This is a genomic window from Cupriavidus sp. PET2-C1 (genome assembly GCF_054515855.1).
Genome location: NZ_CM137260.1, coordinates 643,727 through 657,559, shown reverse-complemented (window position 1 = coordinate 657,559; position 13,833 = coordinate 643,727). Strand labels below are relative to the sequence as shown.

At 65.8% G+C, this 13,833-nt stretch carries 14 protein-coding genes; 9 read left to right on the top strand and 5 right to left on the bottom strand.

Translation table 11 applies throughout. The annotated features are described in order from the left end of the window. Positions 1 to 244: 244 nt before the first annotated feature. The 4 genes from ACX12D_RS22945 to ACX12D_RS22930 form a co-directional block, all read right to left on the bottom strand. Positions 245 to 724: a GlcG/HbpS family heme-binding protein gene (locus ACX12D_RS22945; protein ID WP_459375771.1), complete on the bottom strand. Its 480-nt coding sequence runs from the start codon at positions 722 to 724 to the stop codon at positions 245 to 247. A gap of 86 nt (positions 725 to 810) precedes the next feature. Next, on the bottom strand, positions 811 to 2,271 hold the full coding sequence (locus ACX12D_RS22940) for an aldehyde dehydrogenase family protein (protein ID WP_459375770.1): 1,461 nt from the start codon (positions 2,269 to 2,271) through the stop codon (positions 811 to 813). An 84-nt stretch (positions 2,272 to 2,355) separates the two neighbouring features. Further along, a complete protein-coding gene (locus tag ACX12D_RS22935; RefSeq protein WP_183032674.1) occupies positions 2,356 to 3,087 on the bottom strand; it encodes a TenA family transcriptional regulator in 732 nt (243 codons plus the stop codon). A 196-nt stretch (positions 3,088 to 3,283) separates the two neighbouring features. Then, positions 3,284 to 4,825, bottom strand: a complete 1,542-nt coding sequence (locus ACX12D_RS22930) for a hypothetical protein (RefSeq protein WP_459375769.1) — start codon at positions 4,823 to 4,825, stop codon at positions 3,284 to 3,286. Positions 4,826 to 5,155: 330 nt separating this feature from the next. On the opposite strand from ACX12D_RS22930, the gene ACX12D_RS22925 reads away from it, so the two are divergent. The 8 genes from ACX12D_RS22925 (at position 5,156) to ACX12D_RS22890 (ending at position 11,383) form a co-directional block, all read left to right on the top strand. Beyond that, positions 5,156 to 5,908, top strand: coding sequence for a sulfite exporter TauE/SafE family protein (locus tag ACX12D_RS22925; RefSeq protein ID WP_459375768.1), 753 nt, complete (start codon positions 5,156 to 5,158; stop codon positions 5,906 to 5,908). A 69-nt stretch (positions 5,909 to 5,977) separates the two neighbouring features. Further along, positions 5,978 to 6,910, top strand: a complete 933-nt coding sequence (locus ACX12D_RS22920) for an ornithine cyclodeaminase family protein (protein ID WP_459375767.1) — start codon at positions 5,978 to 5,980, stop codon at positions 6,908 to 6,910. Between the two features lie 189 nt (positions 6,911 to 7,099). Beyond that, positions 7,100 to 7,831, top strand: a complete 732-nt coding sequence (locus tag ACX12D_RS22915; protein WP_183032674.1) for a TenA family transcriptional regulator — start codon at positions 7,100 to 7,102, stop codon at positions 7,829 to 7,831. An 83-nt stretch (positions 7,832 to 7,914) separates the two neighbouring features. Next, entirely contained in the window at positions 7,915 to 8,283 is a 369-nt protein-coding gene (locus tag ACX12D_RS22910; protein WP_459375766.1) for a 2Fe-2S iron-sulfur cluster-binding protein, read from the top strand. Between the two features lie 29 nt (positions 8,284 to 8,312). Then, positions 8,313 to 8,666: a ferredoxin gene (locus ACX12D_RS22905; protein WP_459375765.1), complete on the top strand. Its 354-nt coding sequence runs from the start codon at positions 8,313 to 8,315 to the stop codon at positions 8,664 to 8,666. A gap of 60 nt (positions 8,667 to 8,726) precedes the next feature. Beyond that, positions 8,727 to 9,062, top strand: coding sequence for a 2Fe-2S iron-sulfur cluster-binding protein (locus ACX12D_RS22900; RefSeq protein ID WP_459375764.1), 336 nt, complete (start codon positions 8,727 to 8,729; stop codon positions 9,060 to 9,062). 156 nt (positions 9,063 to 9,218) lie between these two features. After that, positions 9,219 to 10,712, top strand: a complete 1,494-nt coding sequence (locus tag ACX12D_RS22895; protein WP_459375763.1) for a gamma-glutamyltransferase family protein — start codon at positions 9,219 to 9,221, stop codon at positions 10,710 to 10,712. 50 nt (positions 10,713 to 10,762) lie between these two features. Beyond that, on the top strand, positions 10,763 to 11,383 hold the full coding sequence (locus tag ACX12D_RS22890; protein ID WP_459375762.1) for a glutathione S-transferase family protein: 621 nt from the start codon (positions 10,763 to 10,765) through the stop codon (positions 11,381 to 11,383). 93 nt (positions 11,384 to 11,476) lie between these two features. On the opposite strand, the gene ACX12D_RS22885 is transcribed toward ACX12D_RS22890, so the two are convergent. Next, entirely contained in the window at positions 11,477 to 12,409 is a 933-nt protein-coding gene (locus tag ACX12D_RS22885; RefSeq protein WP_459375761.1) for a LysR substrate-binding domain-containing protein, read from the bottom strand. A 229-nt stretch (positions 12,410 to 12,638) separates the two neighbouring features. Here ACX12D_RS22885 and ACX12D_RS22880 point away from each other — a divergent pair, with 229 nt between their 5' ends. Next, positions 12,639 to 13,799, top strand: coding sequence for an MFS transporter (locus tag ACX12D_RS22880; RefSeq protein ID WP_459375760.1), 1,161 nt, complete (start codon positions 12,639 to 12,641; stop codon positions 13,797 to 13,799). Positions 13,800 to 13,833 lie beyond the last annotated feature (34 nt).

Here is a 13,833-nt window from a genome sequence, read left to right as displayed (position 1 = left end):
GCCTAAAAACCTAAAACCTAAAACCTAAAACCTAAAACCTAAAGTCAAAGGCAGTTTCACCTCCCCTGCGGGGCGGCGACCTACTTTCTTGTCTTGCCAAGAAAGTAGGCAAAGAAGGCGCGCCGGATGGGGCGACTTCCCCAGAGCGCCCCATACGGCCTGGTACACCTTGACGGCTCGCTTCGCATCGCGTGACTTATGCGGTTTGCGGGTTGTCGTGGGGTCTGGATTTACTTCTTGATCTTTACTTCTTGATATCGGCTTCGACCAGCACCTTCAGGTCGTCGCCGGCCAGCAGTTCCTGCAGGGCTTGCAGCGCTGCCACGCCAGCGGCGGTGTCCTGCTCGCCGTTGCCGCCGCTCAGGCCGATGCCGCCGATGACTTCGCCATTGACCACGATCGGGAAACCGCCTACGAAGACGGCAAACTTGCCCTCGAAGCTCCACTGGATGCCGAAGGCTTCATTGCCCGGCAGCGCGGGGCCGTTGGGGGCCTGGTTGAACAGGTGGGTGGAGCGCTTGTGGCCGGCGGCGGTGAAGGCCTTGTTCCAGGCGATCTGCGGGCCGGTGATGCGCGCGCCGTCCATGCGCTCCAGCGCCAGCGGGTAGCCGCCGTCGTCGACCACGCAGATCGATTCCAGCACGCCGATTTCCTCGGACTTGCGGATGGCTGCCGCCACCATGTGACGGGCTTCCTTCAGTTCCAGCTTGATGGCCTTTCTCATGTCCTGCTCCTGCTCGATGCGTTGACGCGTTGATGCCGATTAACGATTAGCGATTGACGACTGACGATTGACGCGTGCGCGCCGGCTCAGCAGCCGCGATAAACGGTCTTGATCTGGGTGTAGAACTCCAACCCTGCCCGCCCCGACTCGCGGAAGGTGGAGGTGCTGGATTGCTTGAGGCCGCCGAACGGTGCGTTGATCAGGTTGCCCGTGGTGGTGCGGTTGATCTTGACCGTGCCCGACTGGATGTCATGCGCGAAGTCGTGCGCATAGCGCGGGTTGCTGGTCACGATGGCAGCCGACAAGCCGTACTCGGTGTCGTTGGCCTTGGCGATGGCGTCGGCGTAGCTGCTCACCTCGATGATGGCGATCACCGGCCCGAAGATTTCCTCGCGGGCAATGCGCATCTGCTGGGTGACGCCGGTGAAGACGGCCGGCGAGACGTAGAAGCCCTTGTCGTATGGCTCGCCACCCAGGCGGTCGCCGCCGCACAGGTGCGTGGCTTCGGCCTTGCCGGCTTCCACGTAGCCGAGCACCGTTTCGAGCTGCTTGCGGGTAGCGAGCGGGCCTACGTCCATGCCGGGCGTCATGCCGCTGCCGATCTTCAGGGTCTTGACCTTGGCCAGCAATTTCTCCGTATAGGCGGCCTTGACCGAAGCCATCACCAGCACGCGGCTGGTGCCGGTGCAGGCCTGGCCGCTGAGCGACAAGCCGCCCTTGATGGTGAGGTCCACCGCGCGGTCCAGGTCGGCGTCTTCCATCACGATCAGCGGGTTCTTGCCGCCGAGTTCCATCTGCGTGCGCGTGCTCAGCGACACCGAGCGATGGATATGCTGGCCGGCGGCGGTCGAGCCGGTAAAGGAAATCGCACGCACCGCCGGTGCTTCGGTAATGGCCGCGCCCACGTCGCCGGCACGGCCGGTGATGAAGTTGAGCACGCCCTTGGGGATGCCGGCTTCGACAAACGCCTGCGCCAGCCGGTAGCCGCTCAGCGGTGCGTCCGACGAGGGCTTGAACACCACGGTGTTGCCCGCGATCAGCGCCGGGGCAATCTTGCGCGCCGGGATCGACACCGGGAAGTTCCACGGCGAGATCACGGTCACCACGCCCAGCGGCTCGCGCTGGCTGTAGACGATCATGTCGGGATCGTCCTGGGGATAGGTCTCGCCGGAGAAGGACTGCCCTTCCACGGCATAGAAGCGAATGGTCTGCGCCGAGCGCAGCACTTCATCCTTGCTCAGGTTGAGCGCCTTGCCTTCTTCGCGGGTCAGTTCCTCGGCGATCTGGCCTGCGTTGGCTTCCAGGTAGTCAGCGGCGCCGTTGAGGATCTTGGCGCGCTTGGAGATGGGGGTTTTCTTCCAGGCGTCGAACGCGGCCGCGGCGGCGGCCACGGCGGCCTGCGCGTCAGCCGCGGTCGAGGCCTGGAAACGGCCGACGATATCGCCAGTATCGGCCGGGTTGACGTTGTCGAAGGTGCGCCCGCTGGCGCTCTTCGACCATTCGCCGTTGATGTAGTTGTTGAATTCGTCTGTCTTTGCCACTGCCATGATGTCCAAGCCTTTCATCCGGTCAGGCCCCGGGCGGGGCCGTCAATGCCAATGCGATGCCGCGTTTGCGCCCTGGGCGCAGGCTCAGGCGGCCATGTCCAGTTCCGGCAGGGGGATTTCCTGTGCGACGTAGTCGTGATAGAGGGCGGTGGTGTAGAGCAGGCGCATCTGTGCGCCGATCTCGCAGATCTTGAGGCAACGCTGCTGCAGTTCGGGGGTGTTGGCGTGTTCCAGCACGATCTGGTAGCCGCGTTCGCCGTGGATTTCATCGGAGACGATATGCAGGTCGAAGAACTCGACTTCTTCGTCGGTGAAGTTGTACTTGTCGCGCAGGGTGGGGGTCTGCTTGCGGTAGATCGAAGGCACTTGCGACTCCAGTCCGACGACCAGGCCGGCGACGGCCACGATGGGGTCTTCGCGCATGGCGACCGCGTAGCACCAGCTTTGCAGGCCACGGGTGGTGGGCGACATGTTGTCGGGGTCGAGCACGCGCTCGCGGGTGGTGCCGCAGGCTTGGGCAAAGCGGATCAGCAGGTCGGTGTGGCGGTCGCCGCCGATTTCTTCTTCATACATATTGGCCAGCAGGAAGTCCTTGGCTTCGGTGAAGCGGTCGGGGGTGCGGGCGTAGATGTAGGCGAGGTAGTCGGCGAAGGGGCCGACGTAGTGATAGTGGTTCTCGGCCCAGCGGGCGAGGTGGTCGCGGGAGAGCTTGCCGCTGGCCCAGGCGACGCTGAAGGGGGCTTTGTTGGCGCTTTTGCCCTTGATGGCGTTTTCAAGGGCGGCACGGAAATCATCGCGGTTCATCAGTTCGGCCATCGGGGGCTCCTGGGGGAACGAGAGTTCAAGGTTGTGAGGGACTGCTTAGCGTGGTCCGGGCGGCGTCATCCGCGCCATCCGATACCTTGATGTAGATTGTATACTATCTACTGTTTTTGTGAAGATGGTATTCGTGCTTCGGAAATAAAAAAGCGAGGCACGGATGGCCTCGCCCTAGCGGCTCAATACGACGAGCTCAGCGCCAGAGGAACATGGCGCAAACGGTGGATACGCACAGCCCGATCAGCACCGGCAACAGCAAGGCGCGTACCGCATCGAGCACCGGCACCCGGGCAAATCCGGCCACCGCAATCAGGGAGGACCACGCGATCAGCGTGCCGCCGCCCGTCCACACCGCGCCCATCTGCCCGATTGCCGCCAGCGTGGCGGAATCGAAGCCCACCACCGGGCCCAGCGCGCCGGCCAGCGTGCCGGTCAACGGCAGGCCAGCAAAGCCCGAGCCGTCGATGCCAGTGATCATGCCCACCAGCAGCACGCCAAACGCCACCAGCACATGGTTATCCGGAATCATGTGCTGGTAAGCCTGGATCAGTTCGAACAGCAGGCTGGGCGCCTTGTCGACGCCGACACCCAGGATCTGCGCCGCGGTCTCGCCGGCGCCGACAAAGAAGAAGCCGGCGATTGGCAGCACCGAGCCCATGGCCTTGAAGGCGAAGACAAAGCCATCGGTAATGTGCTCGGGGCACACATCGAGCATCTTGCGCGGGCCTTCCGCCGCCAGCGTGGCCAGCATCATCAGCAGCGCCGCAACGCCGCCGACCAGCGCGGCCGCATCGCCGCCCTTCAACTCAGGCAGGCCCGAACCCATCTTCGGCAGCACCATCACGGCCACCACCGCCAGGAAGGCCAGCGGCGTCACCACCGCGAAGCACTTGGACCACTTGACGCGGCGCAGCGCCACCATGGCCAGGCTGCGCTCGATATTGGCATCGGTTGCGAGCGGCTCGTCGTGCTCGGTGCCGCGCGCGATCTCGGCCTTGTCGAAGGTGCCGGCGTGCTCGGCCGCCTTTTCCACGGCGCCGCCCGCGCGCGCTTGCCAATGGGTCAGCAAGGCGCCGCTGGCAGGCACGATGTGCTTGCGCATCGACAGATAGGCCAGGGTCAGCGCGATGGCGCCGGTAATGATCGACAGCACCAGCGCGCGGTCAGCGACCACCACCGCGCTGACCGCGGCGCCGGCTGCCTTGGCGCTGATCCCGGGCGCCACGCCAATCACATAGTCGGACGAAAGCGCCATGCCCTGCCCCGCAATCGCGATGGCCATGGCGCCCGCCAGCGGCGGCAGGCCGGCCGCGATCGCCGCCGGCAGCAAGATGGCCGAGACCAGCGGCACCGCCGGCGTGGGCCAGAAGAAGAGCGAAATCACGTAGGTAATGCCGGCCAGGATGAAGAACGCGGAATGGCCGTTCTTCATCACCACCCGGAACGGCTCCACCATGCGGATATCCGAGCGCAGCGTCTTCAGCGAATTGAGCAGCGCCGTCATGAAAGCGATGACCAGGAAGATGTTGAACAACTCCTTGGCCGCCACCAGGCTTGCCGAAAAAATGCCTCCCAGCGCCGAGACCGGGCTACCGGTCAGCGCGAACAGCACCAGAAACGTACCCAGAATCGACGGCACGACCACATTGGCTCGCAGGATCATGGTCAGGACGATCACCGCCACGCCCAATAGGTAGATCCAGTGTGCTGCGCCAATCACCACTTCGTGTTGCATGTATTCCCCTTGGATCTTTATCTGTAGAGACCATCGTTTTCGTCTTGCGGGGCTATGGCTGCCCCATGAACGTATACTATATTCTTGATCTGCATCAAAACAAGCGAAATCTAGCGGGACTAGGGAATCCACCCAATCTGGTGCAAACCCTTATATTTTCGCGCTGAAACAGGGAAGGCAGGCACCTTTTGCGAGCCAGCGGCATCCATTCTGCCAATTCCAGATGTCTTTCATTTGAAATTTATGTAGACTGTATACCAATTTATCGCACTGCCAAGGTGCCATCACCGATGGCGCAGAGCGCGATCCCTGACACCAATCCAATCCGCCATGACACTTTCCACCTTTCTTCCCGCCGGCATCACCGCCTGGCAATTCGGCCTCATGGGTGCGCTGATCCTGTGCGGCGCCTGCCTGCAAGGCGTGGGCGGGATCGGCTTCTCGATGGTGTCGGCGCCGGTGGCCGTGCTGTTTTTCCCGCAACTGGCTCCGGGCCCCTTGCTGGCCATGGGCGGGCTGGTCTCGTTGCTGGGTGCGATACGCGAGTTCCGCGCCATTGCCTGGCGCACGGCGGGCAACGCCCTGGTTGGCCGTGCGGCGGGCACGGTGGTGGCGGTGGCGGCGATGACGCAACTGCCGGCCGGATTGCTGGCGCTGGTGTTCGCGCTGTCGATCCTGGCCGCGGTGGCGCTGAGCCTGCTGGGCTGGCGGGTGCAGGCATCCGGCCTGAACATGGCGGTGGCGGGTGCCGCCTCCGGCTTCATGGGCACGGTCACCTCGGCGGGCGCGCCGCCCTTTGCCATCGTCATGCAGCACCTGCCGCCGCCGCAGCTGCGCGCCACCATCGGCTGCATCCTGTGTGCCGGCGCGGCGTTTTCGCTGGCCATGCTGGCAGCCGCCGGCCGTTTCGGGCTGGTGGACCTGTGGCTCAGCCTGAGCCTGTCGCCCATGCTGCTGGTTGGCTTTGCCGTGTCCAATCGCCTCAAGAACCGCTTTTCGGCCAAGGCCGTGCGCAAGCTGCTGCTGGGGCTGTGCACGGCGGGCGCCATTGGCGTGCTGGTCAAGCTCGCCCTGCCCGCCTGACACGCCTTTCCTCGCCTTACCTTGGACCTTACGCGTCCCCTCCCTTCCCGCTACGCCAGGAAACAAACCATGCTGCATATCACCGACGAGATGATCGACCGCCACGTCAGCCCCGCTGACGCCCAGCAAGTGATGCTGGACGCTTTCCGCAGCTTCGGCCAAGGCAAGGCCGCCATGCAAGAGCGTATCCGTACCGAGGCCGGCGGCGTCAAGCTGTCCACGCTGGGCGCGGTGATTCCCGAGCAGCAGGTGGCCGGCGCCAAGGTCTACACCACCATCAAGGGACAGTTTTCCTTTGTCATCCTGATCTTCTCCACCGAGGACGGCCGGCCGCTGGCATCGTTCGATGCGGACGCGATCACCCGGCTGCGCACGGCTGCCTGCTCGGTGGTGGCCACCCGGCACCTGGCGCGGCCGGGGGCCGAAGTGCTGGCGCTGTTTGGCGCCGGCACGCAAGGCGTGCAGCATGCCCGCCAGCTCGCCGCTGCCCTGCCGCTCAAGCGCATTTTGCTGTCCGACCCGTATGCCGATGCCGCCATGCCCGAGCGCCTGGCGCAGCAGTGCGGCATCCCGGTCGACTTTGCCGAGCCGGACCAAGCCGTGGCCCAGGCCGACATCGTGGTCACCGCCTCGCGCTCCACCACGCCGTTGTTCTCCGGCCATTCGCTCAAGCCCGGCGCCTTCGTCGCGGCCATCGGGTCGAGCCTGCCGCACACCCGCGAGCTGGACGACGTGGCGCTCTCCCGCGCGGCCCGGCTGGTGGTGGAATGGCGCCCCCAATCGATGCGCGAGGCCGGGGACATCGTGCTGGCGGATCCCGCCGTGCTGCCGGCCGACAAGATCGTCGAGCTGGCCGATGTGGTGACCGGCGGCGTGAAGCCGCGCGGCAATGACACGGACATCCTGATCTACAAGTCCGTGGGCGTGGGGCTGGAGGATGTGGCGCTGGCGGGCTTCGCCTACCGGCAGATCGAGGCAGCGGGTGAAGCCAGGGCCGCTTGAACGCGGTGCAGCCGGCATGCGGGCTGCCTATCGGCCCTATTTGCCCTATTTGCTCGACCGGCCACTACCTCTTTCTTAAAATTGTAGATAGTATACAATTACCAAAACGATAGCCGGTCAAGCAGATTGCTTCCGGAAGATGCCAAGCAGTCCCCCACAACCTTGAACTCGTTCCCCCAGGAGCCCCCGATGGCCGAACTGATGAACCGCGATGATTTCCGTGCCGCCCTTGAAAACGCCATCAAGGGCAAGAGCGCCAACAAAGCCCCCTTCAGCGTCGCCTGGGCCAGCGGCAAACTCTCCCGCGACCACCTCGCCCGCTGGGCCGAGAACCACTATCACTACGTCGGCCCCTTCGCCGACTACCTCGCCTACATCTACGCCCGCACCCCCGACCGCTTCACCGAAGCCAAGGACTTCCTGCTGGCCAATATGTATGAAGAAGAAATCGGCGGCGACCGCCACACCGACCTGCTGATCCGCTTTGCCCAAGCCTGCGGCACCACCCGCGAGCGCGTGCTCGACCCCGACAACATGTCGCCCACCACCCGTGGCCTGCAAAGCTGGTGCTACGCGGTCGCCATGCGCGAAGACCCCATCGTGGCCGTCGCCGGCCTGGTCGTCGGACTGGAGTCGCAAGTGCCTTCGATCTACCGCAAGCAGACCCCCACCCTGCGCGACAAGTACAACTTCACCGACGAAGAAGTCGAGTTCTTCGACCTGCATATCGTCTCCGATGAAATCCACGGCGAACGCGGCTACCAGATCGTGCTGGAACACGCCAACACCCCCGAACTGCAGCAGCGTTGCCTCAAGATCTGCGAGATCGGCGCACAGATGCGCCTGCTCTACACCACCGCCCTCTATCACGACTACGTCGCACAGGAAATCCCCCTGCCTGAACTGGACATGGCCGCCTGAAGCAGCCGCCAGGTCCAGCAATCACGCGCGGCCGGTGCGCATCCGCCCGGCCGCCCCTGACAGACCGCTTACGGAAACGTTGTATGCCTAAAGTCGTATTTCACAAGAACGGTCAGACCTTCGAGGATGAGGTCAAGCCCAGCACCAACCTGGTGGTGCGCGCCGGGATCAAGCAGTTTCCGTATCCAAACCTGCGCTACGAGTGCGGCATGGGCAAGTGCTCCAAATGCGCGTGCCGCGTGATCGTCGGCGCCGAGCACCTGCCGCCGCCGAACTGGAAGGAAAAGAAGCAGCTCGGAGAGCGGCTGGCGCAAGGCTATCGCCTGACCTGCCAGATCTGGCTGGAGCATGACATCGAGCTGATCCAGGACGAACTGCCAGTGCAAAGCGCAGCCACCGCCAGCGGCGGGGCCAATGTCGCGCAAGCCAGCGTCCCGGGCAACGCGCAGTAATCCATCAGCATCCATCAAGCGGCGCACTCATGTACGTAATACTCAGCAGCAAGCCGGGGCAGTTTCGCACCGAACTGGTCGAGGGGCTGGTGGCCGTCGAGGCTTACGACTATCTCTTCTACGGCCGCAGGACGGCGCACTTCGTCATCGCCGAAATAGCGCACCCGGTGAAGGTGAAGGTCGTGGAGGAGTTCAGCGACGACGTCGATGCCGCTAGCCGCCCCGCCCCCACCGTCAACTACGTGCCCTCCAAGTTCCTCGAGCAGTTCGACACGCTGCAGGGCGCACGCGACGAGCTCACGCGCCTGGCCACTTTCGGCAGCATGGACATCACGCTGGTCAAGCGTGATGTCCATGCGCGCGACTGGCGAGCGACCGACTGAATCCACCGAGTATGACCGGCACAGCGCCGGGCAGCCCCCTCATGCCATCGGACCGTTTCCATGATTGAAATCACCTTTGTCAGCAACGACGGCAAGGTCGTCAGCGCCCCCGAGAACAGCAACCTGCTGCGCGTTTCCCTGCGCGAGAAAGGCGGCATCCCCTTCAAGTGCGGCGGCGGCCTGTGCGGCACCTGCAAGTGCAAGATCGAGCGCGGGCTCGAGTTCACCGACGCCATCAAGCCAAAGGAGCGCAAGCACCTGTCGGAGGCGCAATTTGGCGAGGGCTACCGCATGGCCTGCCAGACCTTCGTCACCGGCGACATCGCCGTGTCCTGGGAGGCCCAGGCGAGCCCGGCCAAGGCTGCCGTTCCGGTGGCCGGGACGGTTGCCGACTAGGTCCGCGGCGCCAGGCCAGCTACGACGCCGCTTCGGCGCAGACCGGCAGGCCTGGCGGCATCGACGGCGTGCGCGGTGGTCTTGAGGCGCTGGGTTGCCGCTCACGCACGCCATTGTGTCAAACCCGATTGATCTGATTCTCCTGGAGCGCCACGCATGACAACCACAGCTTGCGCCAGCCTTGCCAACCCCGCCGAGGGCGTGCGCGCGCCGCACTGCATGGTCGCCACCGGCCACCCGCTCGCTGCCGAGGCCGCGCTGCAGGTGCTGCGTGAAGGTGGCAGCGCCATTGACGCGGCGCTCGCGGCCGATGCCATCCTGGGCGTGGTGGAGCCGATGGCAACAGGCATCGGCGGCGACATGCTGGCGATGATCGTCGAGCCCGACGGCCACGCGGTCAGCTACAACGGCACCGGGCGCGCGCCGGCAGCGTTCCCCATGCACGCGCTGGCGGCGCTGCCCGGGCAGCGCATCCCCGAGCGCCACGCCCTCTCGCTGACCACGCCTGGCGCAGTGCGCGGCTGGGAGGACCTGCACCGCCGCTACGGCCGCCTGGCATGGAAACGGCTGTTCACGCCCGCCATTGCGCTAGCGCGCGACGGCTACGCGGTAGCGCCGGTAGCCGCACGGGAATGGGCGCTGTTCGACCGCGTGCTGCACCACGACCCGGTCTGCGCCGCGCTCTATCGCGCCGGGCGGCCGCCGGCGGCCGGCGCGACCTTGCGCAACCCTGAGCTGGCCGCCACGCTGTCCGCCATCGCCGCCGAGGGGGCCGATGCCTACTACCTCGGCCAGCCCGCCCAAGCCGCCGAAACAGCCAGCCGCAACGCAGGTGGCGCGCTGGCTGCCGCCGACTTCGCCGCCCACCGGGGCGATTTCTGCACGCCCGTCTCCACGGATTTCCGCGGACTGACCGTGCTGGAATGCCCGCCCAATACGCACGGCGTGGCCATCCTGCACGCGCTGGATGAACTCGGCGGACTCGATCCTGCCATGCTGTCCGAGGACGATCCCGCGGCCGTGCTGCGCACGGTGCGGGCCATGGGCCGCGCCATGCAATATGCCAAGGAAACCGTGGCAGACCCGGCCGGCAACACGGTATGCACCGTGGTGGTGGACCGCGACGGCCTGGCGGTCACGCTGATGACCAGCATCTTCAAGCGCTTCGGCTCGGGCATCGCCGTGCCCGGCTGCGGCTTTGTGCTGCAGAACCGCGGCTTCGGCTTTGCCGGGCCGGGCCATATCAACAGCCCCGCGCCGGCCAAGCGCCCGTATCACACCGTGGTGCCTGGCGCGGCCCTGCGCGCCGGGCGCTTCCACGCGGGCTTCGGCGTGGTGGGCGGGCTGATGCAGCCGCAAAGCCAGTTGCAGCTGCTGGTAAGGCTGGCGGCCTGGCAGCAACCTCTGCAAGCCGCGCTGGATGCCCCGCGCTGGCGGCTGGAATCCGACACCGCCCTGGCCATCGAAGCCGGCATGCCGCCGGCCATCGTGCAAGCCCTGCGCGATGCTGGCTACAGCGATCCCGCCGGCCTTGGCGAACTAGGCGGGCGCAGCGATTTCGGCGGCGCCCAGATCGTCATGCGCGGTGCGTGCGGCGACCTGTTCGGCGCATCGGACAAACGCAAGGACGGCATCGCGCTGGGCGAGTAAGCCCTGCAAGACCTCCCCACAATCCACCCCAACCCGCTGGAGCCCCACCTGTGGCCCTGAAGATCTACGGCATCCCCGCCTCACGCGCCATCCGCCCCATCTGGGCGGCGGAAGAACTCGGCCTGCCTTACGAGAACATTCCCCTGCACTACGCCTCGGCAGCGGTCAAGGCGCCCGCCTACCTGGCAATCAATCCAAATGGCACGGTGCCTGCCATCGACGACGACGGCTTGGTCATCTACGAATCACTCGCCATCACGCTGCACCTGGCGCGCAAGCACGCGGGACAAGGGCTGTGGAACGGCACCGCGGAGCAAGACGCCCACATCCTGCAATGGACGCTATGGGCTGCCACCATGGTGGAACCACTCACCACCCAATGGGCGCAGCACACCCGCCTGCTGCCGGCCGAGCAGCGCAACCCGGCGCTGGCCGAGGGCGCACTCGCGGCCCTCGGCAAGCCGCTGGCGGTGCTGGATGCGCACTGCGCACGGCACCCCTACCTGCTGGGCGCGGTCTTCACGGTGGCGGACCTGAACGTGGCGTCGGTGCTGCACCGGCTGGCGGATCTGGACGCGGCGGGCTTCACCAGCCTGGGCGAATGGCACCAGCGCTGCGTGACACGGCCCGCGGCGCTGCGGGCCTTTGCGATGCGGCAGAAGGCGGCTTAAGGCGGCTTAGGGCGGCTTAGGGCGGTCGGGGCGTGCCGGAACTGGAACTTGCCGCGCTTGCGGCAAGGGCTCGCTCTGCGGGCAGCACAAGCGTTATAGCCTCCCGGCAACCAGCGCCTGCCGCCGCAGGCCGGAGGAAGCTCGCGCGCCCTCTCTGGCCAGCCAACCCGTAAACACGCTCAACGCGCTTGCCGCTTCGCGGGCCGTACGAAGCAACATGTGGAACCCCTGGTCGCGCACCACGACGTCCGGGAACAGCTGGCACAAGCGGCCCGTGGCGAGGTCTTCGTCCACAAGTGCCAGCGAGCCAATTGCGATCCCAAGATCGGCGGTGGCGGCCTGCAGGCTGAGAAAGAAGTGCTCGTAGAAGTGCCCGCCCAGCGGCGGTGGCGGTACTACGCCTGCCGCCGCCAGCCAGCGTGCCCATGCGTCGCGCCGGCTGCTTAGATGCAATAGGGATGCACGCAGGCAATCCTCGGGCGCCAATACCGGATGCAACGACAGGTAGCGGGGCGAGGCAAGCGGAGCCGAGACATCATCGAGAAAGCGGATGCATTCATGCCCGGCCCGTGACATCGGCGCCCGGCGAACGATCACGTCGAACGGCTCCCTCAGGTCATCTATGCCATCGCTGGCGGAAGTGGTCACGCGGATTTCGATGCGCGGGTTCTCGATCTGGAACGAGGACAGGCGCGGGATCAGCCAGCGCATGGCGATGGACGGTGTGGTGTTGACGCGCACGATGCGCTGCTCGCCGGTACGCGTGAACTGCTCGGCCGCGAGCGCGATGCGGTCCAGGCTTGCCTTGACCTCCGCGTAGAACAGCAGCGCGGCCTCGGTCGGCTCGACACCGCGCGCACTGCGCACGAACAAGGGACGGCCGAAATGGGCTTCCAGCAGACGAATCTGCTGGCTGACCGCGCTATGCGTGATGTGCAGTTCTGCCGCCGCCAGAGTCAGGCTCCTGGCGCGGGCCGCGGCTTCAAAGACCTTCAGCGCCTTCAAGGGCGGGAGTTGTGCTGGCATGCTGTCACTTTTTCTAATATCAATGCCAGAAAATATTGCTTTTCCCGGCTAGGGTTGCTCCGTATTCTGCCCGGATTCCTCTGTTTCTCACAGTGGCGCCCGCCGATATTCAAATGCCCACCCTCAACGTATTTTCTAACAGCAAAGCCGCTACGGGCTTAAGCCGCTGGTGAGCGCGCCTCTCCAGGCGGAGCCGGCCGGTACCAGAGCCGAGAACAATGCGGCGCGCGTGCTGGCATTGGGCACCGCGCAAATCGTCGGCTGGGGCTCGTCGACCTATCTCCCCGCGGTGATCGCCGCGCCGGCCTGCAAAGACCTTGGCATCTCGCCGGGGATGTTCTTCGGGGCCTTCTCGCTCGCACTGGTTGCGATGGCGTGCGCGGGGCCAGCCACCGGCCGGTACATCGACCGGAACGGCGGCAGGCGCGTCTTGCTATTGTCGAATTTCGTGCTAGCCGCCGGACTGCTGATGCTGTCGCAGGCGGGCAGCATCATCGGGCTGTATGCAGCCTGGTGCGTCATGGGCCTGGGCATGGCGATGGGGCTTTACGATGCCATCTTCGCGGCGCTCGTTGCGCAGCACGCGAAGGCAGCCAGCCGCCTGATCGTAGGCGTGAGCCTTGTCGGCGGCTTCGCCAGCACCGTCGGCTGGCCGGCCTCGACCTGGGTGATCGAGCATTGGGGCTGGCGGACCTGCTGCCAGGCATGGGCCGTGACCCACGGGCTGATTGCGTTGCCCGTGTATTGGCGTCTCGTCCCGCCTGGGCGCGCCGCGCCTCAAGTCACGCCAGCCGCGCGCCCGCAGCCGAGCACGACGCCGCCGCCGGGCAGCCGCGCCCGTGAGCTCGGGCTGCTCTGCATATTCTCCGGCGCTACCGCATTCGTGACATCGGCGATGGCTGTGCACCTTCCCGCACTGCTGCTGGCCAAGGGGGCGACATTCGGGCAGGCGGTGTTTGCCGGCGTCCTGCTCGGCCCGGCACAGGTCGTCGCCCGGCTGGTGGAGTTCGGGCTGACCCAACGCCTGAAGGTTCACCCTCTCACGACCGCCCGCTTTGCCACGGCACTGCATCCCGTAGCTTGCATTTCTCTCGGCTTGTTTGGTATGGCGTCTGGCCTGGGGCCGCTCTTTTCCGTCTTGCACGGCGCTGGAAACGGCATGATCTCGGTCGCGCGCGGCGTGCTGCCATTGGCGCTGTTCGGGGCAAGCGGGTATGGCGCTGTGACGGGAAGGCTTGCGGTATTCGGCAGGACGGCGCAGGCGTTCGCGCCCATCGCCTTCGCCCTCGTCCTTGCGCAATACGGGCCGGGCGCCGCCCTCTCCCTGTCCGGCGCGCTGTCGATGGTGGCGCTGCTGGCGCTGCTCCGGCTACGTTCGGGCAGCGATTGACAAGGATCGGCTATGCAAGCCTTGCCGGCGTTGC

What these genes read in the sequence shown, in the direction of transcription:
- ACX12D_RS22945 (WP_459375771.1), bottom strand. Translation starts at nt 724, where the DNA reads ATGAGAAAGGCCATCAAGCTGGAACTGAAGGAAGCCCGTCACATGGTG.
- ACX12D_RS22940 (WP_459375770.1), bottom strand. Translation starts at nt 2,271, where the DNA reads ATGGCAGTGGCAAAGACAGACGAATTCAACAACTACATCAACGGCGAA.
- ACX12D_RS22935 (WP_183032674.1), bottom strand. Translation starts at nt 3,087, where the DNA reads ATGGCCGAACTGATGAACCGCGATGATTTCCGTGCCGCCCTTGAAAAC.
- ACX12D_RS22930 (WP_459375769.1), bottom strand. Translation starts at nt 4,825, where the DNA reads ATGCAACACGAAGTGGTGATTGGCGCAGCACACTGGATCTACCTATTG.
- ACX12D_RS22925 (WP_459375768.1), top strand. Translation starts at nt 5,156, where the DNA reads ATGACACTTTCCACCTTTCTTCCCGCCGGCATCACCGCCTGGCAATTC.
- ACX12D_RS22920 (WP_459375767.1), top strand. Translation starts at nt 5,978, where the DNA reads ATGCTGCATATCACCGACGAGATGATCGACCGCCACGTCAGCCCCGCT.
- ACX12D_RS22915 (WP_183032674.1), top strand. Translation starts at nt 7,100, where the DNA reads ATGGCCGAACTGATGAACCGCGATGATTTCCGTGCCGCCCTTGAAAAC.
- ACX12D_RS22910 (WP_459375766.1), top strand. Translation starts at nt 7,915, where the DNA reads ATGCCTAAAGTCGTATTTCACAAGAACGGTCAGACCTTCGAGGATGAG.
- ACX12D_RS22905 (WP_459375765.1), top strand. Translation starts at nt 8,313, where the DNA reads ATGTACGTAATACTCAGCAGCAAGCCGGGGCAGTTTCGCACCGAACTG.
- ACX12D_RS22900 (WP_459375764.1), top strand. Translation starts at nt 8,727, where the DNA reads ATGATTGAAATCACCTTTGTCAGCAACGACGGCAAGGTCGTCAGCGCC.
- ACX12D_RS22895 (WP_459375763.1), top strand. Translation starts at nt 9,219, where the DNA reads ATGACAACCACAGCTTGCGCCAGCCTTGCCAACCCCGCCGAGGGCGTG.
- ACX12D_RS22885 (WP_459375761.1), bottom strand. Translation starts at nt 12,409, where the DNA reads ATGCCAGCACAACTCCCGCCCTTGAAGGCGCTGAAGGTCTTTGAAGCC.